The following is a 23,183-nucleotide window of genomic DNA, read 5'->3' as shown; positions in this document are numbered from 1 at the left end:
AACCCCCACATGAACAAGCCTCTCACCGGCGCCTTACTCTCCCTGCTCCTGCTGGGAGCGGCGGCCGCCCCCGCCGTGGCGGCGCCCACCGCACCCACCACCACCACGCCCACCGCCTCCGGGACCACCGCGGCCGCGGTCGGCTTCGCGGGCACCGTGGCGCTGAGCAACTGTTCCGGTTCCGTCGTCCGGGCGCCCGGCTCCCAGCCGAACGACCTCGCGCTGGTCCTGTCCAACGGGCACTGCCTGGAGTCGGGCTTCCCGGCGGCCGGAGAAGTCGTCAGGGACCGCCCGTCCAGCCGCTCGTTCTCCCTGCTCAACTCGTCGGGCTCGAAGGTCGGGACGCTCCGCGCGAGCAAGGTCGCGTACGCGACGATGACCGACACCGACATCTCCGTCTACCAGCTGACCCGGACCTACGCCCAGATCCAGAGCCAGTACGGCATCACCGCGCTGACCCTCGACGACGCGCGCCCGGCCCAGGGCTCGGCGATCAAGGTGGTCTCCGGCTACTGGAAGCGGATCTACAGCTGCAACGTGGACGGCTTCGCCTACCGCCTCAAGGAGGGCGACTGGACCTGGAAGGACTCGGTCCGCTACACCTCCGCCTGCAACACCATCGGCGGCACCTCCGGATCGCCGGTGGTCGACACGGCGACCGGCAAGGTCGTCGCCGTCAACAACACGGGCAACGAGGACGGCGCCCGCTGCACGGTCAACAACCCGTGCGAGGTCGACCAGAACGGCGCCGTGACGGTCCGCCAGGGCATCAACTACGCGCAGCAGACGTACATCATCGTCCCCTGCATAGCCCCCGGCAACAAGATCGACCTGAACCGCCCCGGCTGCACGCTGCCCAAGCCGTAGTCCCGCGCGTCCCCGCCCGACCGGAAAAGCCCCACGGCCGGGCCCCGGGCGGGGATACTCGGAGGCGTGGAACTGCACATCGATCACCGCTGGCTGCTGGAGCGGCAGGAGGCGCTGTTCAAGGACGTGGCGGTGGCCGACCATTCCGCCCTGGTCGCCGCCGTGGCCCGGCACCGGGTGAACACGCCGAGCCTCGAAGTGGACGCCCCCGACGCCTACTGGCGCGCGGCCGCCCTGCTCGACGCGATCGTGCTGCTCCGGCCGCTCCCCGACTCGAACGAGTACTTCGCCTACGGGGTCGCCGTCGCCTACATCGAGGCCTCCGGCAAGACGGTGGAAGCCGCCTACGAGCAGTGGCGCGACCTCATCACCGACATCCGCATGCTGCGCGCCACCGTCTTCGACGTGGCCGCCCGGCTCCGCTCCTGGGAGCCGGCACAGCCGCCACGGCCTGCGTGACCGGTACGGAGGGAGTGGCGGGCGCCGCGGTCAGCGACGGCGCTGGGCGGGAGTGCCGACGAGGAGCGCGTCGGACACGAGGCGTGCGCCGCGGGCGAGCCGGCCCAGCTGCTCCAGCTCGACGGCGTACATCCTGATCGAGTTCTCGATGACCGACTCGGCTATGCCCATGGTGGGCAGCTCGGCCCGGCTGGTCTGCAGGGCCGCCCGCACCGCGCGCATCTCGTGCTGCAGCTGGAGCTGGACGTGCCGGGCCAGGAGCGCGTGGTGGCGGGTGAGGGTCAGGTAGCCGCCGTAGCGGGCCGGGAGCAGATCCCGCAGCCAGCGCGTGGCGGTGCGCTCCCAGTCGTGCGTCCCGGGTGCCTTGACCTGCATGGGCCAGTCAGGGCTGAGGGTAAACGTGGCCGTCTGAGGCATTCTCGTCACTTCCGAGTGGTGTCGAACTCTGATCGAGACGTTCTTGGGGGGCGGCCTCGGCCCAGGGGTTGACCGAGGCCGCCATGGGCGCTCTGCGGGGATCCGAAAGCCTGGACCCGACACGCGGTCGCGACCTGAGGAGGTTCGTCGTTCCGCGAGTACGTTCAGGAGGACATGGGGGTCCTCCCTGGCATCTGGTGGATCAGGAGCGCCGTCGTCAGTAAACATATATACCGTCGAGTAAGCAAGAGTATGAAAAATTTCATGCACACCGAGGGCTGAATATCGCCTGGTGAAGCAGGACCGGAGCGGCTAGAGGAAGAAGCCGTGCTGGTCGGCCACGTGCTCGTAGCTCTCCAGCCGGGCCTGGGTCCGCTCCGGGTCCGCGTCGGCCATCGCCTGCAGCAGGGCCGCGGACAGCATTCCGGGCGCCGCGTACGAGTCGAAGACCAGGCGGGATCCGGTCCCCGCCGTCAGGGCCACGTCCGCCTCGTCCACCAGCGGGCCCAGGGTGGGGTCCGTGATCAGGACCACACGCAGCCCCGTGCTGCGGGCGGCCCGGATGGCGGCCAGGGTCTCCTTGGCGTGCCGCGGCATCGCGAAGGCCAGCACCCAGGTCCCGCCGGCCGCCCTGGACTGGAGCAGCGCGTCGAAGGCGACGCTGCCGCCGCGGGTGACCAGGCGTACGTCGGGGTGGATGCGCCGGGCCGCGTACGCGAAGTACTCGGCGAGCGAGACCGAGATGCGCAGGCCGAGGACGGTCAGCGGCACCGAGGCGGCCAGCTCACGGCCGATGTCCAGCACCTGGTCGGTGTCGGCGAGCAGCCTGCGCACGTTCTCCAGGTTCGCGATCTCGGCGTCGACGGCTTCCTGCAGCTCGTTGCGGCGGATCTGCGTGCGGGTGTCCGGGGCCCCGGCGACGGCGCTCAGCGCGATGGGCTGCAGTACGTCCCGCAGGGCGGGGTAGCCGCTGAAGCCGAGGGAGGCGGCGAAGCGGGTCACGGAGGGCTGGCTCACGCCCACCCGCTCGGCCAGTTCGGTGATCGAGAGGAACGCGGCCTCGGTGAGGTGATCGATCAGGTACTGGGCGATGCGGCGCTGGCCCGGTGACAGGCGGCGGCCGTCGAAGAGCGCGAGGAGCCGGTCGGCCGGAGGACGGACCTCTTCGGACGACTGGCTTCCGCGTGTGATCGCAGCCGCTTGTGCGCGTGCCTGCTGCCCCGATGACACTCGGGCCTCCCTCACTCCGTCACTCACGCTCAACATAGCTCACGCCTCGTGGCCGATGATGATCAGTCCTGGGCGCGGGAGGTCAGGGGGGCGTCGGTGCGGTCGCCCAGGAACTCGTACCAGCGGCGCTGCAGGCACAGGTAGCGGGTGTCGGCCTCGACGAGGTCGAGGAAGGAGCCGATCGTCGTGGTCAGGCGCTCGCCGAGGCCCCGGTCGGCGAGGGCGCCGTCCTCGGTGAACGCGTGGTGCGCGTTGGCCAGGCTGAACATGTCCGGGTAGACGCGCGCGCCGAGGTGTTCGAGCGGTACGCGCAGCGCCCACAGCCCGCGGTTGCCGCCGACCATCGAGGGCGAGGCCGACACCAGCAGGGCCTGCTTGTCCTTGAAGGGCTGCGGGCGGTAGCGGGAGACCCAGTCGATGGCGTTCTTGAGCACGCCCGGGACGGAGGCGTTGTACTCGGGCGAGGCGATGATCAGCGCCTGTGCGGCCTGGATCCGCGCGCACAGGGCGAGGGCCCCGGGGGGCAGTCCCCCGTCGGCCTCCGCGTCACCGTCGTACGAGGGCATCGGGAAGTCGCCGAGCGTGGCGGCCTCCGCGGTGGCGCCGGCCCGGGTCACCAGGGACGCGACCAGGGAGCCGAGGCGGGCGTTGACGGATCCGGTGCGGGAGGAACCGGACAGGACGAGCACGTGCAGGGAGGAACGCGCGGGCTCGCCGTCGTGCGGACGGGCCGGATCCGCCGGGAAGTTGTCGGTGTCGGTCGGGTTCATGCCGTCGTCTCCTGCTCTCCACGGCCAAGCGCGGCGGGACCCGCACACTTCGGTGTGCGGGTCCCGTCCGGGCCGCGGGTCACTTCGCGCCGGGGTTCTCCCAGCGGTAGAACTCGTGGGCCATGGCGTCCTTGGGGCTGCGCCAGGTGTCCGGGTCGTGCGGGCTGATGTAGGCGGTCAGCCGCTCGCTCAGGTCCCGGAACTCGGGGTGCTCGGTGACCTTCGCGATGGCCGGGCCGGGCGGCCGGTCCGACTCGATCAGGTGCAGGTAGACGTCGCCGAACTGGAACAGGCTGCGGCGCGTGACCCCTACCAGGTGCGGGAGTTCACCCGCGTCCGAGCCCGCGAAGAGGCCGGCGATGTCCGGCGCCGATCCCGGAGCCATCCGGGCGACGATGAGAGCGCGGTGCGTCTGGTTCATCCGGGTGTTCGCCTTTCGTCTCAGACTCGGCTGACGGCGGGGGCGCGGCCCTCACGCTGACGCTTCTCGATCTTGTCCCGGATGAGCGCCATCTGGATCGGGGAGTTGCGGTTGATGTTGTCGGTCATCCACGCGTCGTCGACGGGGGCGTCCGGCTTCATCGCGAAGTCCTGGGTCCACTTCATCCGGGTGCCGCCGGGCACCTTGAAGTACTGCCAGTGGATGTCCATGTGCGCGAACGGGCCGGTTTCCACCCGCCGGGCGCGGACCGTGAGACCCTTGCGGTCGACGGTCCGCTCCGAGACCCAGCTCCACACCTTGCCGTTCTCGTCGGGGTGCATGGTCAGGCGGAAGCGGGTGGTGTCGCCCTTCTCCTCGATGATCTCCAGGGACGCGTACTCGCTGAACAGCTGGGGCCAGCTGGGGAGATCGTTGGTCATCTCCCATACGACGTCCACGGGCGCGTTGACGGTGATCTCGTTCTCGGTGTGTCCAGGCATGTCAGGCTCCGGTCATCAGGCTGTGGTTGACGAGGTCGAGGAATTCCCCGGGGGTCTTGCAGCGGTCGGCGTGGGTGGGCAGGGCCCTCCCCCGCCGGTTCTCCAGTTCGCCGACGATCCCGAGCAGGCCCAGCGAATCGAGGCCGTACTCGTCGAAGGCGGAGTGCGGACGGCTCGCCAGCTCGGTGGGATCGACGGTGATACCGGCCTTCTTCATGAGGGCCGCCAGTTCCTCCAGGGTCAGCCGGTCGGACATCTTGCTTCTCCCTTCTTCCTAGGAGCCGTTGCGGACGACGAGCGCGGAGTTCGACCCCATCCGGCCGCGGCTGAGCACCAGCGCGGTGCGCAGCTCCGCGGTGCGGGCGCTGCCGGTCACCACGTCGAGGTCGTGGCACACGTCGTAGACGTTCGGGGTCGGCGGGACGACGCCGTGCTCCAGGGCCAGGACCGCGGCCGCGGTGTCGAGGGCGGGGGCCGCGCAGTACGCCCTGCCGGTACCGGACTTGGGCGCCGTGACCGGTACCTTCCGGCCGTACGCGCCGAGGGCGTCGGCGATGGCGGCCGCCTCGGCCGCGTCGGCCTCCCGGGTCCCGATCGCGTCGGCGAAGACCACGTCGATCTCCTCGGGCGCGCAGTCCGCTTCCCGGAGAGCGCCGCGGATGGCGTGGGCCAGCCCTTCGCCGGAGACGTCCCGTCGCCGGGTGCCGGTGAAGGTCGCGCCGTGGCCGGCGAGGACGGCCCGTACGGTGGCGCCGCGGCGGCGGGCCTCGGCCTCGTCCTCGACGACGAACATCGCGCCGCCCTCGGCGGGGACGAATCCGCAGGCCTTGTCGGTGAACGGCCGGTAGGCGCGCTCGGGGTCGTCCCCCGTGCTCAGCCCCTCGTACTCCAGCTGGCAGACGATGGAGTACGGCGCCAGGGGGGCCTCCGTCGCCCCGACCAGCATGGCCCGGCTGCCCTGGCGGATCCCGCGGACGGCGTGCGCGAAGGCGTCCAGTCCGCCCGCCTCGTCGCTGGCCACGACCCCGCAGGGGCCCTTCAGCCCGCGCCGGATGGAGATCTGGCCGGTGCTCGCCGCGTAGAACCAGGCGATCGACTGGTACGGGCCCACGAAGCGCGGCCCCTGCTCCCAGAGGTGCTGGAGCTCGCGCTGGCCGAACTCACCGCCGCCGGATCCGGCAGCGGTGACGACGCCCACGGAGAAGGGGTCGGCCTCGTAGTCGGCCCGGCCGAGCCGGGCGTCCTCCAGGGCGAGGTCGGCCGCGGCGAGCGCGTGATGGGTGAAGCGGTCGGTCTGGACGAGGAAGCGGTCCTCGACCATGGCGCCGGGGTCGAAGCCCCGTACCTCGCCCGCGACGCGCAGCGGCAGGTGCTCGCAGCCCGCCCTGGTGACCCGGTCCAGCACGCTGAGTCCGGACTGGGTCGCCTTCCAGAAGGCGTCGGCGCCCACGCCGTTGGGCGCGACGACTCCGATGCCCGTGATGACCGTACGGCTGGTCACGAGACCTCCTCCTTCGGCCGGGTCATGACCACGGCGGACTGGAATCCGCCGAAGCCGCTGCCCACCGAGAGCACGCTGCGCAGCTTCCGGCCGCGGGCGACGCGGGGTACGTAGTCCAGGTCGCACTCGGGGTCGGGCGTCTCGTAGTTCGCGGTCGGCGGTACCACCTGGTGGGTCATGGCGAGCACGCAGGCCGCGAGTTCGATGGCGCCGATCGCGCCGAGGGAGTGCCCCACCATGGATTTGATGGAGGTCATCGGCGTCTTGTAGGCGTGGTCGCCCAGGACCCGCTTGACCGCCGCGGTCTCGTGGCGGTCGTTCTGCTTGGTGCCGGAGCCGTGCGCGTTGACGTAGTCGATCTCGTCGGCGGCGACGCCGGCCTCGGCGAGGGCGGTTTCGATGGCCCGGGCCATCTCCAGGCCCTCGGCGGTCAGCCCGGTCATGTGGTGGGCGTTGCCGAAGGTGGCGTAGCCGCCGATCTCGCAGTAGACGGTCGCACCGCGGGCGCGGGCGTGTTCCAGCTCTTCGAGTACGAGGACGGCGCCGCCCTCGCCGAGGACGAACCCGTCCCGGTCGGCGTCGAACGGCCGGGAGGCGTGGGCCGGGTCGTCGTTGTTCGGCGAGGTGGCCTTGATGGCGTCGAAGCAGGCCACGGTGATCGGCGATATGGGTGAGTCGGAAGCGCCCGCGATGCAGACGTCCATCCGGCCCTCCGCGATGGAGTGGACGGCGTACCCGATGGCGTCGAGTCCCGAGGTGCAGCCGGTGGACACCGTCTGGACCGGGCCCCGCGCACCCGTCTGCTCCGCGACGGCGGAGGCGAGGGTGGCGGGGGTGAACGCCCGGTGCAGGAACGGGTTGGCCCGCTTGTGGTCCACGTCCCACCAGGAGCCGGACTGGCTCACGGCGACGTAGTCGTGCTCCAGACGGGTGGTGCCGCCGACGGCCGTGCCGAGGGAGACTCCGGTCCGCCAGGCCTCGTCCGTGGTGAGGTCGAGTCCCGCGTCCTTCACCGCCTCCCGGGCGGCGACCAGGGCGAACTGGATGTAGCGGTCCGCCCGGTCGGCCTCGCCCGGTTCGAGGCCGTGCGCGGCGGGGTCGAAGTCGACCTCGGCGGCTATCCGGGAGCGGAACCCGGACGGGTCGAAGAGGCTGATCCCGCGTGTCGCCGTACGGCCGTTGGAGAGCAGGTCCCAGAAGTCGCGGACGCCGATCCCGCCGGGCGCGACGACACCGACTCCGGTGACGGCCACCCGCCGGCGGGTCACGAGACCGCTCCCGTGCGGTCCGGCGGCTGCTCCCACGCGGTGCTCTCCGGGTGCGGGGCCTGCTCGGTGTCCACGTGGCCGAGCTCGGGCCGCGGGGCCAGCGGGCCGAGGTGGAAGACCATGCGGGCCTCGGTGTCCCCGACGTTGCGGAAGCGGTGGCGCACGTTCAGCGGGACCAGGAGTCCCTGGTCGGTGCGCAGGGGGTGGGCCTCGCCGTCGAGGTCGACCTCCAGCCGGCCGCTGACCACGTATACGAACTCCTCGGAGTACGGGTGGTAGTGCTCGGCGATCGACTCCCCGGGGGCCATGATCGCCAGGCCCATGAAGCCGCTGGTGGAACCCACGGAGGTCGGGGTGAGCACCGCCCTCAGGTCGCCGCCGCGCCGGCGGTTGGGCGGGGTCTCGCTGAGGTCCACGATGCGTGGGCGGTGTTGGGTCATGGCGGGTTCCTCCTGCGTAGGGGAGAGCCTGGTGCGGATGGGTCGGGCTCGGGTGTGGACCAGGGGTGGCCGGGGGTGGGCCGGTGGGCCCGGGAGGATCAGGACTCCGCGGGTGCCCGGCGGTCCGTGATCAGGTTCATGGTGTGGCCGGCGGTGCTCGACCGCCTGCCGGCCCGGGCCGTCAGGCGGTCGAGCACCGCCGCCTTGCGCGGTCCCGATACGCCGAAGGTGGTGTCGGGCTCGGCGTCGAACGGGCCGCGGACGTCGATGAGCCGGACGACGATGTCGTCACGCTGGAAGATGCTGCTGCTCCGGACGGGGCTGCCGGGGTTGCGTGCGGCCGCCTCGTCCTGCCGGGCCAGGAACTTGGCGAGCGCGGCTCCGCAGCCGGGCTTGGCCGGGTAGAAGAGCGCGTGCCGCTGCACCTCGGCGGACTCGGGCTCGGGTGCGGCGATGTGGTGGACCGCCGGGAGCGCGGCGCGCATGAAGAACATACGGGCGGACTCCGGATCGTTCAGGTTCCGGTCCTTCTCCAGGTGCGGGTTGAGTGCCTCTTCCGCCGCCCGGACCCCGGGCTGCTCGGAGACGTGGCGCAGGGCCGTCATCAGGTCGCCCTGGACCTCCACCGTGCGCACCACGCGGTTGCCGTGCATGAACAGCGAGGTCCGGCAGAGCCGGGTGTGGTCGTCGACCCGGGCTTCCGGCGAGGTGTAGCTGGAGAGGATGGACGCGACCTCCTTCTCGCTGCCCGGCTTGACCGTGAAGGTGAGGGCGTGGCGCACGATGCCGGCACCCAGCCGGGGGGTCTGCTGCAGGCGCGCCGTGGCCGGGCGGTCCGCCTGGCCGTATCCGCGTCCGGTCTCGCGCAGGACGGTGAACTTGAGCGGGCGCATGGCACGGGCGCACGCGCCGAGCGGCTTCACCTGTTCCGCGTGATGCTCGCTGTTGACCCATGCGAGGTACTGCGGGGCGCTTTCCCACTCGCTGGTGATGAGCCATTGGGAGGGATTCTCGAAGGACTGGCACAGCTGGTCGCTGATGTGGCCCGGAACCGACGCGATGTCGTGGCGGAGCTGTTCGTACGCCTCGAAGAACTGCTGCTGGGTCCCCTCGTGGAGATCCATCAGCAGGACGACCCGGAGCATGGAGCCGTCGAAGGCTGACTGCGACACCCGTTCGGACAGGGTGGTTGTCATCTACTCACTCCTTCATGAGGGGGTGGAGATCCATCGCGTACGGACCCCTCGTCCGTCACCGGTGGCGTCCGCCCGGGCCGGCGGCCGCCTCGGTGGGGGCAGGCCGGCGCGTCTCAGGGGGAGCCGCTGTCGCTCATCGTCATCCGGGTGGGGACGTACCGCTACATGTCAGGATCAAGCGGGTGACAACCGGCGAATCAACTGGGCCTCATCCAGGATCGGGGGCATAAAGACTCCACTCCCCCACACAGAAAACAGGAGCCCGCAGCTGATGGAAGACAACGCCGATGTTCGCGTACCGGTTCTCGTCGTGGGCGGCTCCCTCGTGGGCCTGTCCACCTCGCTTTTCCTGAGCCGCCACGGAGTGAGGCACCTGCTGGTCGAGAAGCACTCCGGTACCTCCGCGCACCCGCGGGGCCGTGGCATCAACGCCCGGACCATGGAGCTGTTCCGCACGGCAGGGGCGGAGCGCGCGATCCGCCGGGCGGCGTCCGTACTGGAGGGAAATCAGGGCATTCTGCAGGCCCGGTCGCTGACCGACGGCGACCACAACTGGCTGGTCAAGTCGATCGACCCGGCCGGGGCGCTGGCCCGCTTCAGCCCGACGGGATGGTGTCTGTGCAGCCAGAACAACATCGAGCCGGTACTGGCCGAACAGAGCCGTGACCTGGGCGCCGACGTCCGGTTCGCCACCGAGCTGATGAGCTTCGACCAGGACGCCACGGGGGTGAACGCCGTGGTGAAGGACCGGGAGACGGGCGAGCACATCACGGTGCGCGCCGACTTCCTGATCGCCGCGGACGGGCCGCGCAGTCCCGTCCGGGAACAGCTGCGGATCCCCCAGACGGGCAACGGCGAGCTGTTCCACAATGTGAGCGTCACCTTCCGCTCGGAGAAGCTCGCCGAGGTGTTGGGCGACCTGCGCTTCATCGTCTGCTACCTGGTGCGCCCGGGAGCGGACGGGGCACTGCTGCCGGTGGACAACAAGACGCACTGGGTCTTCCACGCACCGTGGCACCCGGAGCAGGGCGAGACCCTGGAGGACTTCACCGACGAGCGGTGCGTGGATCAGATCCGCGACGCGATCGGTGTACCGGACCTGGACGTGGAGATCGGGGGCAAGGCGCCGTGGCACGCGGCCGAACGGGTGGCGCAGCGGTATTCGTCCGGTCGGGTGTTCCTGGCCGGGGACGCGGCCCACGAGATGTCCCCCACCGGGGCGTTCGGTTCCAACACGGGCATCCAGGACGCGCACAACCTGGCGTGGAAGATCGCCGCGGTACTGGAAGGCTCGGCCGGCATCGGGCTGCTCGGCACCTACGAGGACGAGCGGCTGCCGGTGGCCAGGGCCACCAGCGAGCGGGCGTCGGCCCGTTCGGCGGAGCACAGCCACCCGGGGTACGCGCCGCCGCCCACCATGGGCGGCGGACCGGGCAGCGGGGTCCTCACCACCGCCATGGGCTACTGCTACCCGAAGGGCGCGCTCGTCGGCGGCGAGCCCGGACGGCCCGTCATCCCGGAGACCCTGCGACTGGTCGGCGACACCGGGACCCGGGCCCCGCACATGTGGGTCACCCGGGCGGGTGAGCGGATCTCCACCCTGGACCTGTACGAGCGCTCCTTCGTGCTGCTCAGCGGCGCGGGGACGCCGTGGCAGGCGGCCGCGAAGCAGGTGGCCGGGCAACTGGCGATCCGGCTGGACGCCTACACGATCGGCTCGGGGCCGGGCGCGGACCTGGTCCAGGAGGGGCGCTCCGACTGGACCGAGGTCCATGCGATGAGCGCCGGGGGCGCCGTGCTCGTACGGCCGGACGGGTTCGTGGCCTGGCGCTCGGAGGGAGCCGTGGCCGACGCCCCGGCGACGCTGCGCGAGGTCCTCTCGACGGTGCTGCACCGGGCGTGACCACCTCGTCCGCCCTTCCGCCGGCCGTGCGTGCGGCCGGCGGAAGGGGTTCAGCGGCAGGCCCAGCAGCCTGCCCAGCAGCCGGCGGCGCGTACGGCCGTACGCCGGCGGCCGGGCCCGGCGTCCGCGGCCGCGTCGCCGCCGCCGGAGGCCCGTTGGGCGTAACACGCGACGACGACCGCGATCGCGGCCAGTTCCTCAGGGGCGGCGACGCCCCTCTCCACACGCAGCAGGCTCGCTATCGGGACATCCGTCGACATCGGCACGGCCTCTCTCACGGGGGCTGCGCGTGCGCCCGGCCGTATCGCGAGGGGCGGACCGGCTCGGTTCCGGCGCGGGCGGCACACGGGTGGCTCGGCGCGCTGACGGGACGTGTTCCGCGTGAGCGAACCGGCCGGCGGACTCCGGTGCGGGCACCGGGAGTCCTGTCGCGGACGACGCTACAAGAGCGTGCCGCGCACGGCACTTCGGACCGGCCGTGGTGACCGGCCACCGGCCGCTGCTGTGCCGGGGCTGCGCGGGCAATCTGTACGCCGTCTGCACCATGGACCACGCGGGCGGGAACACGGTCGGGCAGTGGGAGGTGGACCACGAGCTGCCCGTGTCATGCCCCTTGTCCGGTCTGCTGCCGCTGACCGGGACGGCGGCCTCCGTGCACGACCTGCCCGGTGCCGAGGAGGTGCTCGGTCCGCCGGTGTGAGGTACGGCGAGTGGGTCCGTACGGGTGAGTGCCCTGTGGCCGGCGGCCGCCGACCACAGGGCGCTCGCGTTCATTGCTTGAACTCCCCCTGCCCGTAAGCCCTTTGGCGGTTCCATCTCTTGACGGCCCGTGAGGGTGCGGAGGACAGTGTCCAGCGGCGCCGGTTCTGAGAGCGCTCTCAGGCAGCCGGTCCCGCCGACCCTTCCCCCCGCACCGCGCCTCGGCGCGCTTCAGAGAGGGCACCCATGCACGAGATATCCGGCAGGAAGCCGCCGACGGTCCGGCGGGCCGTCCTCGCCGCGCTCAGCACGATCGCCGTGGTCGCGGCAGCCGCCGCGGGCGTCGTCCTGCCCGCGAACGCCGCGGCTCCCCCCGCACCGTCCGGCTGGTCCCGGGTGTTCCTGGACGACTTCGACGGAGCCGCGGGATCGGGGGTGAACACCGCCGACTGGCAGTACACCACCGGCACCTCCTACCCCGGCGGACCCGCCAACTTCGGTACCGGCGAGATCGAGACGATGACCGCGGACCCCGCCAACGTCTCCCTCGACGGCACGGGCAACCTGCGCATCACCCCGCGCCGGGACGCCGCCGGGAACTGGACCTCGGGCCGCGTCGAGACCCGGCGGTCCGACTTCGAGCCCCCGGCGGGCGGCAAGCTCCGGTCGGAGGCCCGCATCCAGATGCCGGACGTGACGGGCCCGGCCGCCAAGGGCTACTGGCCGGCCTTCTGGATGCTCGGCGCCCCCTACCGCGGCAACTGGTGGAACTGGCCGGGCATCGGCGAGATCGACATCATGGAGAACGTCCAGGGCCTCAACAACGTCTGGGCGACCCTGCATTGCGGAACGAGCCCGGGCGGCCCCTGCAACGAGACCTCCGGAATCGGCGGCCAGCGCGCCTGCCCCGGCGCCAGCTGCCAGGCCGGCTTCCACACGTACGCCGTCGAATGGGACCGGTCCAAGGCGGTCGAGGAGATGCGCTTCTACGTCGACGAGTTCACCTTCCATACGGTGCGCGCCGATCAGGTCGACGCGACGACCTGGACCAATGCCACGAACCACGGCTACTACGTCATCCTGAACGTCGCCATGGGCGGCGGTTTCCCCGACGCCTTCGGCGGCGGCCCCGACGCGGGCACCCAGCCCGGGCACGCGATGGTCGTCGACTACGTGTCCGTCCTCCGGTCGACCGGCGGCACCACACCGCCCACCACGCCCCCGACGACGCCGCCCACCACCCCGCCGACCACGCCGCCCGGTCACCGCGACGCGTACACGGCGATCCAGGCCGAGTCGTACGACGGCCAGTCGGGCACGGTCAGGGAGAGCACCACGGACAGCGGCGGCGGCCAGAACCTCGCGGCGCTCGGCAACGGCGACTGGGCGCTCTTCCGGGGCGTCGACTTCGGTTCCACGCCCGCCCGGCAGTTCTACGGACGCGTGGCCAGCGGTGCGGCCGGCGGGGTGAGCGGGCTGGTCGAGGTGCGGCTCGACGACCCGGCTTCGGCTCCGGTCGGCAGCTTCGCGGTCGCGTCCACCGGCGGCTGGCAGAGCTGGCGGACGGTGCCGGCGAACATCACGGGCGTCACGGGCACGCACGACGTCTACCTGACCTTCACCAGCGGCCAGCCGGCCGACTTCGTGAACGTCAACTGGTTCGACTTCGGCCATTGATACGCGGCGGCGTCGTCCGCGCGGGCTTCCGCGTGGACGACGCCGGGCGCGGCCCGGGTGGACGGCCGGGGCGCCCCGGGACAGGCTGGAGGGCGACCGCGGCAGGAGGCCGCGGCGACAGCAGGAGGACAGCGATGCCCGACGAGGAGCCCCGCGCCGAGCTGGACGCCCGGTACAGCGACGAGCGGGCGAGGGCCGTGCCCTGGCGGGAGGCCGTCACCCGGCTGGCCGCGGCGGAGCTGTACTGGCTGACGACCGTACGCCCCGACGCGCGGCCGCACGTCACCCCGCTGATCGGCGTCTGGGCGGACGGCGCGCTCCACTTCTGCACCGGGCCCGAGGAACGCAAGGCCAGGAACCTCCGCGGTAACGCGCACGTCGTCCTCACCACCGGCACCAACACCCTCCACGAAGGATTCGACCTGGTCGTCGAGGGTGAGGCCGCCCGGGTCACGGATCCCGACCGGCTGCGCCGTCTCGCCGCCGCCTGGGAGGCGAAGTACGGCGCCGAGTGGCACTTCGAGGTGGGTGACGGCGCGTTCGTGAATCCCGACGCGGGGCGGGCCCTGGTCTTCGCGGTCCGCCCGAGCACCGCCTTCGGTTTCGGCAAGGGCGGCTACAGCCAGACACGCTGGCTGTTCTCCTGACCAGCGGCCGCCGCGGACGGCCTGTCCCGCGAGAACCCCGACGTCGGCGGGGTTAGGCTCGGAGCAGGTCGCGAAGGGGATGGTGCGCATGTGTCGCTGGCTCGCCTACTCGGGTTCGCCCATGCTCCTCGACACCGTGCTCTACCGCCCTGAGCACTCGCTGATCAACCAGAGCCTCCGGGCCAAGATGGGCGCCGAACCGACCAATGGCGACGGATTCGGCATCGGCTGGTACAGCGCGGACGGCGACGGCACCCCGGCGGTCTTCCGGGACGTCGGCCCGGCGTGGAGCAGCCGCAACCTGCAGGAGCTCGCCGCGCACGTCCGCTCGCCGCTGTTCTTCGCACACGTCCGGGCCTCGACGGGGTCGGCCGTCCAGCAGTCCAACTGCCACCCGTTCCGCCACGGACGGTGGCTGTGGATGCACAACGGCGCGATCGCGGACTTCCACCGGCTGCAGCGCGATCTGTGCATGGCGGTCGACCCGGCGCTGTTCCCGTCCATCGAGGGGTCCACCGATTCCGAGGTGATGTTCTACCTGGCGGTCACGTTCGGTCTCGACCAGGACGCCCCGGGTGCGGTGGCCAGGATGGCGGGGTTCGTGGAGCACCTCGGCAAGGAGCACGGCGTACCGGAACCGCTCCAGATGACGGTGGCGGTGAGTGACGGCGTGCACGTCTGGGCCTTCCGCTACTCCAGCCAGGGCAAGTCCCGCTCGCTGTTCTACAGCTCCCGGGCCGAGACCGTCCGGCATCTGCACCCGGAGGTGCCGTACCTGAGGGAGGTCTCGGACGAGACCCGCCTCGTGGTGTCCGAACCGCTGGGAGACCTGCCCGGTGTGTGGAACGAGCTCCCCGAGAGCAGTTATGCGGTGATCCCCTCCGGTCCCCACGTGGACTACCTCCCCTTCGTCCCCGAGTTCTGACCGCCGCCCGGCCCGCGGGTCACGCGTCCAGGGGCCGCCAGGCCGGGCCGTCGCCGTCCCGGCGGACCTGGCCGAACACCACGTCGGCGAAGTGGACGCCGAAGCCGACGGTGCCGGGCTCCGCCAGCTCGGCGACGAGGCGGTGGCGGTGGCCGGCGGTGAGGGTGCCGTCGTGGTCGAAGCCCGAGGACCATGCGGGGTGGTCGATCTGGAGGGGCGAGTGCACGGCGTCCCCGAAGGCGATCAGCCGCCGTCCGCCACCGGTGATCACGTACTCGGCGTGTCCGACGGTGTGGCCGGGGGTGATCCGCACCCGCACGCCGGGGAAGACCTCCTGACCGTCCGTGATCGTACGGACGCGCGGTGCCAGGGCGGCGACCTGATCGGCCATGCCCTGGGCCTCCAGGAGGTCGCGCCGCTCCCATTCGGGCTCGGAGACCAGGTACTCGGCGTGGGCGAACACCGGCCGCGCGCCGCCGGGCGCAGGGTGACAGGCCCAGCCGAGGTGGTCGGCGTGGAGGTGGGTGAAGGCCACCGCCTCGACGTCCTCGGGGGTGCGGCCGAGTTCGGCCAGGCTGCGCACGAGCGCGCCGCCCCGGATGGCGGCGAGCGGGCCCTCCGGAGCCTCGTGCGCCTGCGGGCCGAAGCCCGCGTCGATCAGCAGGGCGCGGTCGCCGTGCTCCACGAGCAGTCCGCCGATGCTCCCCACCAGGTGGCCGGTGGCGTCCAGGTACTCGGGGTGCGCGGCCCACACCTCGTCGGTGCTGTCCTGGAGCAGCTGCTTCGGCCGCAGCCGCACGTCGCCGTCCGGCACGTACGACACCTTCGTGTCGCCGAGCCGGATCGAGCGGATTCCGGACGGACGGCGCAGTCGTGCGTCCTGAGTCATCGTCACGTCAGCCATGGGGTCTCTCCTGTGAGTCGCCGTCAGGCCGCCGCGGCTGCTCCGCGGCGACGACGTCACCATAAACATCAAACTTGAATCATTCAAGCTGTAAATATTTCCGCTTCACGGACTTGTTAGAGTGGGGGCATGACGACGCCCCCGGAGCTCCAGGCCATCGCCGAGCGCCAGCTGTGCGGCCTGGTGAACGGACTGGCCCAGCGGATCTCCGAGCACGTACGGGAGCGCGCCGCCACCCTGGGCCTCACCGCGTCCCAGGCCACCGCGCTGCGGGAGATGAGCGGGCCGATGACCATGCGCGAGCTCGCCGAACGCATGAGCTGCGAGCCGTCCAACACCACCTTCGTCGTCGACAAGCTGGAGAAGCAGAGCCTGATCGAGCGCCATCCGCACCCCACCGACCGGCGCGCGAAGCAGCTCGTCCTCACCGACGAGGGCACCGCACTGCGCGAGCGTCTCCTCGGGCTCCTCGCCGTCGACTCCCCGCTGTCCGGCCTCGCCCCGGAGGAGCAGCGCGTACTGCGGGACCTGCTGGAGCGGGCCGCCATCCGGCCGTAACCCGCCTACGGGGCAGCGACCGGGGGCGATCACCGGTTACTCTGCTGCCCGTCGAGGCCACCACCCGTGGACACCGTGGAGGAGCATCCGTGACCGAGCCGCGTCCCGGCAGCCGCCCCACCCTGGAGGCCGTCGCCGAGCACGCCGGGGTGTCCCGGGCCACCGCGTCCCGCGTGGTCAACGGCGGCGACGGGGTCCGCGCGCATCTGGTGGACCGGGTGCGTACGGCGATCCGCGAGCTGGGATACGTCCCCAATCACGCGGCGCGCACGCTGGTGACCCGCCGCACCGGAGCCGTCGCGGTGATCATCGCCGAGCCGGAGATCCGGATCTTCTCGGACCCGTTCTTCTCCCGCCAGGTCCGCGGCATCGCCAAGGAGTTGACCGCGCACGACACCCAGCTCGTCCTGCTGCTGGTCGAGGACCGTGGCGACTACGACCGGATCGAGCGCTACCTGGCGGGCGGCCACGTCGACGGAGCCCTCGCCTTCTCCCTGCACACCGACGACCCGCTGCCCGCCATCACGCGCCGCATCGGCATGCCCACGGTCTACGGCGGCCGGCCCGGCTGGACCACCGGCACCGGGGAACACGGCGGCGAGGGCGTGGTCTACGTCGACGCCGACAACCGCGGGGGCGCGCGGGAGGCCGTGCGCTATCTGCTGGCACAGGGCCGGAGGCGGATCGCGCACATCGCCGGCCCGCTCGACCAGACCTCGGCGGCCGACCGGCTGAGCGGATACCGGGACGCCCTGGCGGCCACCGGCCCGGAGCTGTTCGCCGAAGGGGACTTCACCCCGGCGGGCGGGGCCCGCGCGATGACGGAACTGCTGCACCGGGACGCCGGGATCGACGCCGTCTTCGCCGGGAACGACCTGATGGCGACCGGCGCGCTGCGCGTGCTGCGGGAGGCCGGCCGGACGGTGCCCGGGGACGTGGCGCTGGTCGGTTTCGACGACGCCGAACCGGTAGCGGAGAGCGCCGACCCGCCGCTGACGACGGTGCGCCAGGACATCGAGGGGATGGGCCGCCTGATGGCCCGCCTCCTGATGCACCGCCTGAACGGCGGTCCGGACGGGCGGATCGCGCCCGATCCGGTGATCACCGCCACGGCACTGGTGCGGCGCGCGTCGGCCTGACCCGGCACCGGACACGCCGCGGGGGCCCGCCGACGGCGGGCCCCCGCGCACGGGGAGGGAACGCTCCCGGATCAGCGCCGGACCGGGCACTGCTTCCAGGAGAAGTGGTACACGCTGTTGATGCTGCCGTCCGTCGAGTCGAGCGCCATGAAGCTGGTGTGCGCCGGGTCCGACGTGCCGACCTCCGCACGCAGCTCGGTGTTGATGTTGAAGTTGCGCTGCTCACCGCAGGGCGCCCAGACCAGGGCCTCGATGCCCGTGGTGTCGGTCGCCTGCCAGTTGTCGACGTACTCGCCGTTGAACTTGTGGGTCCGGTACGCGGTCTGGCTCATGCCCTGGAAGTAGTAACTGGCCTTCTGCGTGCCGACCGCGCCCGGCGCGAGGCTGCCGAAGCCGCGGTAGTCGACCTTGGCCACGGCGTAGGTGTACCCCTGGGGGACGTGGACGTCGAGGGAGAGCAGGCAGTTCTTGCGGCCCTCGACGGCGGCGACACCGCCGCCGGCCTGGGCCAGGTATTCGCTGTAGGTGACGGTGAAGGCCGAGTTGTCCGGCGACACGGCGACGGCGGCACTGCCTGGACGGCAGCCCGATCCGTTCACGGAGGCGACGTCCACGGTGACCTGGTCGGTGGGGGCCGAGGGCGCCGAGGACGAGGCCCCGGCGGCGGGGGTGAGCGCGACGAAGGTCGCGGTCACGGCGGCTGCGGTGAATCCGGTGCGGAGGGACTTGATCACACCGCCATGGATAGCGGTCCGCGTCGGCCCCGGTCGGCCGACGGGCACGCGGTCTCACCTCGATGGCCGAAGCAGGTCACCGCAGAAACGATAAATCTACCTCAACCCCTCCGCCGAACGGCCCCAGGTGGCGCGGAGCGCCGAGTCGCACGGGGAACTCACCCCGGTTTTTCCTAATATCGGCGAAGTCCTTCAGGCAATCAGCGGGTGCTGGGCCCGGCCCGCGCGCCGGGCCCTCCTGCGGTGAGGAGTCCCATGTCCCGCGCACCACGCCCGTCCCGCGCACCGCGACCACGACCCCGGCCCCGCCGCGCCTCCCTGTCGGCGCTGGTGCTCACCACCGCCCTGGCCGTCGCCCTGGCGGGACCCGCCCCGGCCTTCGCCGCGGCCCGTCACACCGGCGACGAGGCGGGGGTGCTCGGCGAGGAGCACGCCCGCGCGCACGCGCGGCTGCGGGAAGCGGCCAAGGGCAACCAGGGCTATCCGCAGTCGAAGCGCACGTCGAGCCTGGCCGCACTGGAGGAGTCGCAGCGCAAGGGCAACGCGAAGTTCGACGCGGCGCGCTTCGGCCGGTTCACCCGGTTCTTCCCCTCCCCCGACTTCGGCGTCCATGTGGCCCAGCTGCCGACGGGCAAGGTGCTGCTCTTCTCCTTCGAACGCGTGGAAGCCGATCCCACCAAGGAGACCGGCCCCACCAACACGGTCGGCCGGACCAACGCGGGTCGCGCCTACCTCTGGGATCCGGCCAGGGGAACCGGGGCCGGGGCCTTCACGAACGTGCCGCCGCCGGTGGTGCTGATGCCCGACGGCGCCTACGCACCGCGCCCCGCGCCGTTCTTCTGCGCCGGCCACTCGTACCTCCCCAACGGGATGGTGGGGGTGTTCGGCGGCAACGTGGGCGGCAAGGGCGGCAGCGGCGCCAAGCTCTCCTTCGTGTTCGACCCGTGGACCGAGAAGTGGTTCCGCAACCGCGACATGGCCGTGGGCCGCTGGTACCCGTCGGTGGTGACCGGGCCGGACGGCCGGCAGATCATCATGTCCGGCCAGTCCGAGCGCGGTACGGGCACGCCCACCCCGGTGGTGGAGCGCTTCCCCGCGCTCGGACGGCCCGTGCCCTGGCGTTCGTACGACATCCCGGCGAATGTCCCCGCGGAGCCGCTCCGGTCCCGGGCCCCCTTCCGCAACGACTATCCGCACCTCTTCTCGCTGCGGGACGGCAAGATCTACGGACTCGGCCGCGACGCCGACCAGCAGTGGCTGTTCGACCCGGTGAAGGACACCCGTACCGATCTGCCCCGGCGGCCCGCCGACTTCCGGGGCTACGGCTCGGCCGTACCGCTGCCGGCCGGCTTCCGGGGCCCGGACTCCGTCCTGGTCCTGGGCGGCGACCCGCGCGACCCGCTCACGTACCGGCTGTCGGGCGGCCGCTGGAGCATCGAGGAGCCGAGGGCCTTCGGCCGTACCCAGGACGGGACGCTGATCCTGCCCGACGGGACCCTGATCACGGTGAACGGCGCCCTGGACACCCGCAACTACGGCAACGGGCCCTTCAACCCGAAGGCCGACCTGAAGTACCGGCAGATCGAACTGCGCGACGCGCGCGGCCACTGGAAGCTGGGTCCGGCCCAGCGGCTGCCCCGCGGCTACCACTCCAACGCCCTGGTCCTGCCGGACGGCCGGATGATGGTCACCGGCGACGAGCTCCAGCAGATCGCCAACGATCCCGACATCAAGGACGGGATGGACGGCAGCATCGAGCTCTACGAGCCCGCCTACCTGCACCGGGGCGCCCGGCCGGCGCTCGACCGGGCCCCGGCGGGCGACCTCGGCCACGACACGGTCTTCCAGGTCACGAGCTCGACGGCGAAGGACGTCCGGCGCGCCGTGCTGCTGGCGCCGACGACGGTGACCCACTCGGTGAACACCAGCCAGCGCCACCTGGACCTCCGGATCACCGGCGTCCACGGCTCCACGATCGGGCTCCGTACGCCGCCGAGCACGGCCGACGCCCCGCCCGGGTACTACATGCTCTTCCTGCTCGACGCGAAGGGGGTGCCCAGCACCGCGAAGTGGATCAAGCTGGGCACCCGCACGCGCACCCGCTAGAACCGCCCCCGGCCGCGGCCGGAGCCGGGGCGAACCGTACGACGGCCGCGCGTCCGGCCGTACGGACCCCGCAGTCGAGCGGTCCGGTCAGCAGGGCCGCGTCGTACGGGAGCAGATCGGCTCGGCCCCCGGACCGTTCGAGGACCGTCCCGCCCTCCAGTGCGGCCACCAGCACGGTCCCGCCCGGCGGGACGGTGAGGGCGAGCGCGCCCCGTACGACGGCGGTCTGCGCGTCCACCGCGCCCCTGCGGTACATCACGTTGAAGTTCACGACGGGGCCGGCGAGCAGCCGGCAGTCGGTCGGCTCGTCCCCGGGGAAGTCCTGCGGCGCGAAGCGCTCGTCCACGAGCCGGCCCACGCCCGCCACCGTGAGGTCCATGCCCGCGCCCTCCGCGAGGGTCAGGGTGCGCCCGATGCCGGGGAAGGCGGAGAACGGCCCGTCGGCGGCGACCTCCGCCAGGCTCACCCGCCAGCCGAAGTCGTCCATGCCCGCGCCCTCGGGCCAGGCCGCGATCTCCCGGGTGACTCCCCCGCCGTTCTTCCAGACGGCGGCGTCCCGGTCGGCCGCCCGCAGGATCCGGATCCCGCTGCCGCTCGGCGCGTCCATGGCGGTCAGGCCTTCTCCATCGAGGGGCGCAGACGGCCCAGCAGGGCGTAGAGCGTCGCGCTCTCGGCCTCGTCGAGGGTGTCCAGCGCGCCGTGCATGGCCTGCATCTCCTCGCGTACGCGGCGGATGATCTCGCGGCCCGCGTCCGTCGCCACGACGTTCTTGACGCGGCGGTCGGCGGGGTCCGGCTGGCGGCGCACCAGCTCGCGGGCCTCCAGGCGGTCGACGATGCCGGTCACGTTGGAGGCGTCGCACACCAGCAGGGTCGCGAGGCCGCGCATGGGCACGGGGCCGTCGAGCTGGGCGAGGACCCGGGCCTGGGTGGAGGTGAGTCCGTGCTGGGCCGCGGCGGCCGCGAACTCGCGCCACTGGGCGGTGCCGATCGCGGCGAGCAGCTCCAGCAGCTGGAGCTTGGTGGGGGTCTGCGTGGCGGTGTCGCTCATGCCTGGAGCGTACTCAGGTTGTTTCACATTATCAATTGTTTACTTGACCACCTTAACTATCGACGTCTACCGTCTGTCGAGTTACTTGAGAAGGTCAAACATCTGCGTTCCGAAGCTCTTCTGCTCCGAAACACGAAGAAGGTTCACCCCAGCCATGAGCACCCCCTCCCCCGCCACCCCGGCCGCCGGGCACCGGAACGAGACGGTCATCGTCTTCGCCCTGAGCCTGGCCGCCATGGTCGTGTCGATGATGCAGACCCTCCCGGTCCCGATCCTCGGCCTCATCCGCCAGGACCTCGGCACCACCACGGCCAATGTGAGCTGGGTGACCACCGCCACCCTGCTGTCGGCCGCCGTCTTCACCCCGCTGCTGGGCCGGTTCGGCGACCAGCACGGCAAGAAGCCCACCCTGGTCGCCGTGCTCGGCGTCATGGTCGCCGGCTCCGTCATCGCCGCGCTGGCGTCCTCGCTGCCGCTGCTGATCCTGGGCCGGGTGCTCCAGGGAGCCGCCACCGCGATCTTCCCGCTGGCCCTGTCGGTCCTGCGCGAAGAGGTCCGGCCGCAGAAGCTGCCGGGTGCCATGGCCCTGGTCAGCGGCACGCTCGCGTTCGGCAGCGGGCTCGCGCTCGTCGCGACCGGACTGCTCACCTCCGGCGACGGCGCGGACTACCGCAACGCCTTCTGGATGGCGACCGGCTTCGCGGTCCTCGCCCTGCTCGCGGTCGTGTTCCTCGTCCCCGCCACCCGCCACAAGACCGGCGGGCGCACCGACTTCCTCGGCGCGCTGACCCTCGGCATCGCGCTGCTGCTGCTCCTGCTGCCGATCTCCCAGGGCCACGAGTGGGGCTGGGGCTCCGCCCGTACGCTGGGCAGCTTCGCCGGCGCCGCCGTCATGGCCGCCGTCTGGGTGCTCGTCGAGCGCAAGGTGCGCGAACCGCTCGTCGACATGAAGATGTTCGTCCACCGCCCGGTGCTCATGGCCAACCTGGCCGGCGTCCTCGTCGGCTTCGGGATGTTCGCGAACTTCCTGGGCGTCTCGTACCTCGTCCAGATGCCCGAGGCCCTCACCGGCTACGGCTTCGACGCCTCCATCCTGCGCGCCTCCGTGCAGTTCCTGCTGCCCGGCGCCATCGTCTCGCTCCTCGCCTCGCCCGTGGGCGGCCAGATCGTGCGCCACCGCGGCCCGCGTACGGCCCTGGCCCTGGCCGCGGCTCTCGGCGCGGCCGGCTTCGCCTGGCTGGTCCTGGACCACGAGCACACCCTCTCGGTGATCGGCGCCGGGCTCGTCGTCGGTGCGGCCGTCAGCTTCGGCTACGCCGCCATGCCGGCCGTGATCATGTCCAGCGTCCCGCACCACCAGAGCGGCATCGCCAACGGCATCAACTCGATCTCCCGCTCCACGGGCAGCGCGATCGGCAGCGCCGTCGTGACCACGATCCTGGCCTCCAAGACCGTCGAGCACCTGCCCGCGGGGGTCCCCCCGCTGCCCGCCGAGTCCGGGTTCACCCTCACCTTCGGGATCGGGGCCGTCGCCTTCGCGCTGGTCGCGGTCATCAGCTGGATCGGTCTGCGGAGCGGTCAGGGCACCGTGGCCGCGGCCGCCGGGCAGCCCGCGGCGGCCGAACCCGCCGCGGTGAGCGAGAAGGCCGGGAAGGCCGGGAAGGCCGGGAAGGCCGAGAAGGCCGCCGCCACCCGCTGACCGGACGTCCGTACCATCGCCCGACCCGCCGGCCCGGGGGCCCGGCCACCGCGTGTCGCTCGCGGCGGTCGGG

Annotated in this window: 26 protein-coding genes; 11 read left to right on the top strand and 15 right to left on the bottom strand. The window is 72.0% G+C overall.

What is annotated here, in order from left to right:
* Positions 1-9: 9 nt before the first annotated feature.
* Both Sspor_RS37555 and Sspor_RS37550 read left to right on the top strand, forming a co-directional pair.
* Positions 10-867 (top strand): S1 family peptidase, encoded by an 858-nt coding sequence (locus Sspor_RS37555; RefSeq protein WP_202203102.1) that lies wholly within the window; start codon positions 10-12, stop codon positions 865-867.
* Between the two features lie 66 nt (positions 868-933).
* Positions 934-1,326 carry a toxin Doc gene (locus Sspor_RS37550; RefSeq protein WP_202203101.1) on the top strand — a complete coding sequence of 131 codons (393 nt, stop codon included), beginning with the start codon at positions 934-936 and terminating at the stop codon, positions 1,324-1,326.
* A gap of 30 nt (positions 1,327-1,356) precedes the next feature.
* Here the strand turns inward: Sspor_RS37550 and Sspor_RS37545 are convergent, their stop codons facing one another.
* From Sspor_RS37545 to Sspor_RS37500, 10 genes are all read right to left on the bottom strand, one after another.
* Positions 1,357-1,743: a hypothetical protein gene (locus Sspor_RS37545; protein ID WP_030725700.1), complete on the bottom strand. Its 387-nt coding sequence runs from the start codon at positions 1,741-1,743 to the stop codon at positions 1,357-1,359.
* Between the two features lie 312 nt (positions 1,744-2,055).
* Complete coding sequence (locus Sspor_RS37540; protein WP_202203100.1) at positions 2,056-2,973, bottom strand: MurR/RpiR family transcriptional regulator; 918 nt, start codon at positions 2,971-2,973, stop codon at positions 2,056-2,058.
* A gap of 62 nt (positions 2,974-3,035) precedes the next feature.
* Positions 3,036-3,668, bottom strand: a complete 633-nt coding sequence (locus Sspor_RS37535; RefSeq protein ID WP_237404446.1) for an NADPH-dependent FMN reductase — start codon at positions 3,666-3,668, stop codon at positions 3,036-3,038.
* A gap of 154 nt (positions 3,669-3,822) precedes the next feature.
* Positions 3,823-4,164 (bottom strand): TcmI family type II polyketide cyclase, encoded by a 342-nt coding sequence (locus tag Sspor_RS37530; RefSeq protein ID WP_202203098.1) that lies wholly within the window; start codon positions 4,162-4,164, stop codon positions 3,823-3,825.
* A gap of 20 nt (positions 4,165-4,184) precedes the next feature.
* Complete coding sequence (locus Sspor_RS37525) at positions 4,185-4,664, bottom strand: SRPBCC family protein (RefSeq protein WP_202203097.1); 480 nt, start codon at positions 4,662-4,664, stop codon at positions 4,185-4,187.
* 1 nt (position 4,665) lies between these two features.
* Entirely contained in the window at positions 4,666-4,920 is a 255-nt protein-coding gene (locus Sspor_RS37520) for an acyl carrier protein (RefSeq protein WP_030725715.1), read from the bottom strand.
* Positions 4,921-4,938: 18 nt separating this feature from the next.
* The gene (locus Sspor_RS37515) at positions 4,939-6,165 is read right to left on the bottom strand and encodes a beta-ketoacyl synthase N-terminal-like domain-containing protein (RefSeq protein WP_202203096.1); all 1,227 of its coding nucleotides are present in this window, start codon (positions 6,163-6,165) and stop codon (positions 4,939-4,941) included.
* On the bottom strand, positions 6,162-7,433 hold the full coding sequence (locus tag Sspor_RS37510) for a beta-ketoacyl-[acyl-carrier-protein] synthase family protein (RefSeq protein ID WP_202203095.1): 1,272 nt from the start codon (positions 7,431-7,433) through the stop codon (positions 6,162-6,164). The genes Sspor_RS37515 and Sspor_RS37510 overlap by 4 nt, the downstream gene beginning before the upstream one ends.
* Positions 7,430-7,873, bottom strand: coding sequence for a cupin domain-containing protein (locus Sspor_RS37505; RefSeq protein WP_202203094.1), 444 nt, complete (start codon positions 7,871-7,873; stop codon positions 7,430-7,432). The genes Sspor_RS37510 and Sspor_RS37505 overlap by 4 nt, the downstream gene beginning before the upstream one ends.
* A 98-nt stretch (positions 7,874-7,971) precedes the next feature.
* A complete protein-coding gene (locus tag Sspor_RS37500; protein WP_202203093.1) occupies positions 7,972-9,069 on the bottom strand; it encodes a SchA/CurD-like domain-containing protein in 1,098 nt (365 codons plus the stop codon).
* A 271-nt stretch (positions 9,070-9,340) separates the two neighbouring features.
* Between Sspor_RS37500 and Sspor_RS37495 the strand changes: the two genes are divergently transcribed.
* A complete protein-coding gene (locus Sspor_RS37495; protein ID WP_202203092.1) occupies positions 9,341-10,972 on the top strand; it encodes an FAD-dependent oxidoreductase in 1,632 nt (543 codons plus the stop codon).
* A 50-nt stretch (positions 10,973-11,022) separates the two neighbouring features.
* Here Sspor_RS37495 and Sspor_RS37490 read toward each other — a convergent pair whose 3' ends face one another.
* Positions 11,023-11,232, bottom strand: coding sequence for an acyl-CoA carboxylase epsilon subunit (locus Sspor_RS37490; RefSeq protein ID WP_202203091.1), 210 nt, complete (start codon positions 11,230-11,232; stop codon positions 11,023-11,025).
* A gap of 221 nt (positions 11,233-11,453) precedes the next feature.
* On the opposite strand from Sspor_RS37490, the gene Sspor_RS37485 reads away from it, so the two are divergent.
* The 4 genes from Sspor_RS37485 to Sspor_RS37470 all read left to right on the top strand — a co-directional run bounded on the left by Sspor_RS37485 (position 11,454) and on the right by Sspor_RS37470 (position 14,920).
* Complete coding sequence (locus Sspor_RS37485) at positions 11,454-11,672, top strand: hypothetical protein (protein ID WP_202203090.1); 219 nt, start codon at positions 11,454-11,456, stop codon at positions 11,670-11,672.
* A 245-nt stretch (positions 11,673-11,917) separates the two neighbouring features.
* The gene (locus tag Sspor_RS37480; RefSeq protein WP_202203089.1) at positions 11,918-13,348 is read left to right on the top strand and encodes a glycoside hydrolase family 16 protein; all 1,431 of its coding nucleotides are present in this window, start codon (positions 11,918-11,920) and stop codon (positions 13,346-13,348) included.
* Between the two features lie 134 nt (positions 13,349-13,482).
* The gene (locus tag Sspor_RS37475; RefSeq protein WP_202203088.1) at positions 13,483-13,995 is read left to right on the top strand and encodes a pyridoxamine 5'-phosphate oxidase family protein; all 513 of its coding nucleotides are present in this window, start codon (positions 13,483-13,485) and stop codon (positions 13,993-13,995) included.
* An 88-nt stretch (positions 13,996-14,083) separates the two neighbouring features.
* Entirely contained in the window at positions 14,084-14,920 is an 837-nt protein-coding gene (locus tag Sspor_RS37470) for a class II glutamine amidotransferase (protein ID WP_202203087.1), read from the top strand.
* Between the two features lie 19 nt (positions 14,921-14,939).
* Here the strand turns inward: Sspor_RS37470 and Sspor_RS37465 are convergent, their stop codons facing one another.
* Positions 14,940-15,824 (bottom strand): MBL fold metallo-hydrolase, encoded by an 885-nt coding sequence (locus tag Sspor_RS37465; protein ID WP_202203086.1) that lies wholly within the window; start codon positions 15,822-15,824, stop codon positions 14,940-14,942.
* Positions 15,825-15,953: 129 nt separating this feature from the next.
* Between Sspor_RS37465 and Sspor_RS37460 the strand changes: the two genes are divergently transcribed.
* Positions 15,954-16,382 (top strand): MarR family winged helix-turn-helix transcriptional regulator, encoded by a 429-nt coding sequence (locus Sspor_RS37460; protein ID WP_202203085.1) that lies wholly within the window; start codon positions 15,954-15,956, stop codon positions 16,380-16,382.
* Between the two features lie 89 nt (positions 16,383-16,471).
* Positions 16,472-17,521 carry a LacI family DNA-binding transcriptional regulator gene (locus Sspor_RS37455; protein ID WP_202203084.1) on the top strand — a complete coding sequence of 350 codons (1,050 nt, stop codon included), beginning with the start codon at positions 16,472-16,474 and terminating at the stop codon, positions 17,519-17,521.
* Between the two features lie 71 nt (positions 17,522-17,592).
* Here the strand turns inward: Sspor_RS37455 and Sspor_RS37450 are convergent, their stop codons facing one another.
* On the bottom strand, positions 17,593-18,255 hold the full coding sequence (locus Sspor_RS37450) for a DUF4360 domain-containing protein (RefSeq protein ID WP_202203083.1): 663 nt from the start codon (positions 18,253-18,255) through the stop codon (positions 17,593-17,595).
* Between the two features lie 255 nt (positions 18,256-18,510).
* Here Sspor_RS37450 and Sspor_RS37445 point away from each other — a divergent pair, with 255 nt between their 5' ends.
* Positions 18,511-20,361 (top strand): galactose oxidase early set domain-containing protein, encoded by a 1,851-nt coding sequence (locus tag Sspor_RS37445; protein ID WP_202203082.1) that lies wholly within the window; start codon positions 18,511-18,513, stop codon positions 20,359-20,361.
* Here the strand turns inward: Sspor_RS37445 and Sspor_RS37440 are convergent.
* Complete coding sequence (locus tag Sspor_RS37440; RefSeq protein WP_202203081.1) at positions 20,330-20,968, bottom strand: HutD/Ves family protein; 639 nt, start codon at positions 20,966-20,968, stop codon at positions 20,330-20,332. The genes Sspor_RS37445 and Sspor_RS37440 overlap by 32 nt on opposite strands.
* Before the next feature lie 5 nt (positions 20,969-20,973).
* A complete protein-coding gene (locus Sspor_RS37435; protein ID WP_202203080.1) occupies positions 20,974-21,411 on the bottom strand; it encodes a MarR family winged helix-turn-helix transcriptional regulator in 438 nt (145 codons plus the stop codon).
* Positions 21,412-21,565: 154 nt separating this feature from the next.
* On the opposite strand from Sspor_RS37435, the gene Sspor_RS37430 reads away from it, so the two are divergent.
* Positions 21,566-23,110 carry an MFS transporter gene (locus tag Sspor_RS37430; protein WP_202203079.1) on the top strand — a complete coding sequence of 515 codons (1,545 nt, stop codon included), beginning with the start codon at positions 21,566-21,568 and terminating at the stop codon, positions 23,108-23,110.
* Positions 23,111-23,183: the final 73 nt, after the last annotated feature.

Origin of the sequence: Streptomyces spororaveus (genome assembly GCF_016755875.1) — a bacterium.
In the GTDB taxonomy this organism is placed as follows: Bacteria; Actinomycetota; Actinomycetes; order Streptomycetales; family Streptomycetaceae; genus Streptomyces; species Streptomyces spororaveus.
This window is presented reverse-complemented; position numbering and strand designations above follow the sequence as displayed.

What these genes read in the sequence shown, in the direction of transcription:
- Sspor_RS37555 (WP_202203102.1), top strand. Translation starts at nt 10, where the DNA reads ATGAACAAGCCTCTCACCGGCGCCTTACTCTCCCTGCTCCTGCTGGGA.
- Sspor_RS37545 (WP_030725700.1), bottom strand. Translation starts at nt 1,743, where the DNA reads ATGCCTCAGACGGCCACGTTTACCCTCAGCCCTGACTGGCCCATGCAG.
- Sspor_RS37530 (WP_202203098.1), bottom strand. Translation starts at nt 4,164, where the DNA reads ATGAACCAGACGCACCGCGCTCTCATCGTCGCCCGGATGGCTCCGGGA.
- Sspor_RS37525 (WP_202203097.1), bottom strand. Translation starts at nt 4,664, where the DNA reads ATGCCTGGACACACCGAGAACGAGATCACCGTCAACGCGCCCGTGGAC.
- Sspor_RS37520 (WP_030725715.1), bottom strand. Translation starts at nt 4,920, where the DNA reads ATGTCCGACCGGCTGACCCTGGAGGAACTGGCGGCCCTCATGAAGAAG.
- Sspor_RS37505 (WP_202203094.1), bottom strand. Translation starts at nt 7,873, where the DNA reads ATGACCCAACACCGCCCACGCATCGTGGACCTCAGCGAGACCCCGCCC.
- Sspor_RS37500 (WP_202203093.1), bottom strand. Translation starts at nt 9,069, where the DNA reads ATGACAACCACCCTGTCCGAACGGGTGTCGCAGTCAGCCTTCGACGGC.
- Sspor_RS37495 (WP_202203092.1), top strand. Translation starts at nt 9,341, where the DNA reads ATGGAAGACAACGCCGATGTTCGCGTACCGGTTCTCGTCGTGGGCGGC.
- Sspor_RS37490 (WP_202203091.1), bottom strand. Translation starts at nt 11,232, where the DNA reads ATGTCGACGGATGTCCCGATAGCGAGCCTGCTGCGTGTGGAGAGGGGC.
- Sspor_RS37480 (WP_202203089.1), top strand. Translation starts at nt 11,918, where the DNA reads ATGCACGAGATATCCGGCAGGAAGCCGCCGACGGTCCGGCGGGCCGTC.
- Sspor_RS37475 (WP_202203088.1), top strand. Translation starts at nt 13,483, where the DNA reads ATGCCCGACGAGGAGCCCCGCGCCGAGCTGGACGCCCGGTACAGCGAC.
- Sspor_RS37470 (WP_202203087.1), top strand. Translation starts at nt 14,084, where the DNA reads ATGTGTCGCTGGCTCGCCTACTCGGGTTCGCCCATGCTCCTCGACACC.
- Sspor_RS37465 (WP_202203086.1), bottom strand. Translation starts at nt 15,824, where the DNA reads ATGGCTGACGTGACGATGACTCAGGACGCACGACTGCGCCGTCCGTCC.
- Sspor_RS37460 (WP_202203085.1), top strand. Translation starts at nt 15,954, where the DNA reads ATGACGACGCCCCCGGAGCTCCAGGCCATCGCCGAGCGCCAGCTGTGC.
- Sspor_RS37445 (WP_202203082.1), top strand. Translation starts at nt 18,511, where the DNA reads ATGTCCCGCGCACCACGCCCGTCCCGCGCACCGCGACCACGACCCCGG.
- Sspor_RS37440 (WP_202203081.1), bottom strand. Translation starts at nt 20,968, where the DNA reads ATGGACGCGCCGAGCGGCAGCGGGATCCGGATCCTGCGGGCGGCCGAC.
- Sspor_RS37435 (WP_202203080.1), bottom strand. Translation starts at nt 21,411, where the DNA reads ATGAGCGACACCGCCACGCAGACCCCCACCAAGCTCCAGCTGCTGGAG.
- Sspor_RS37430 (WP_202203079.1), top strand. Translation starts at nt 21,566, where the DNA reads ATGAGCACCCCCTCCCCCGCCACCCCGGCCGCCGGGCACCGGAACGAG.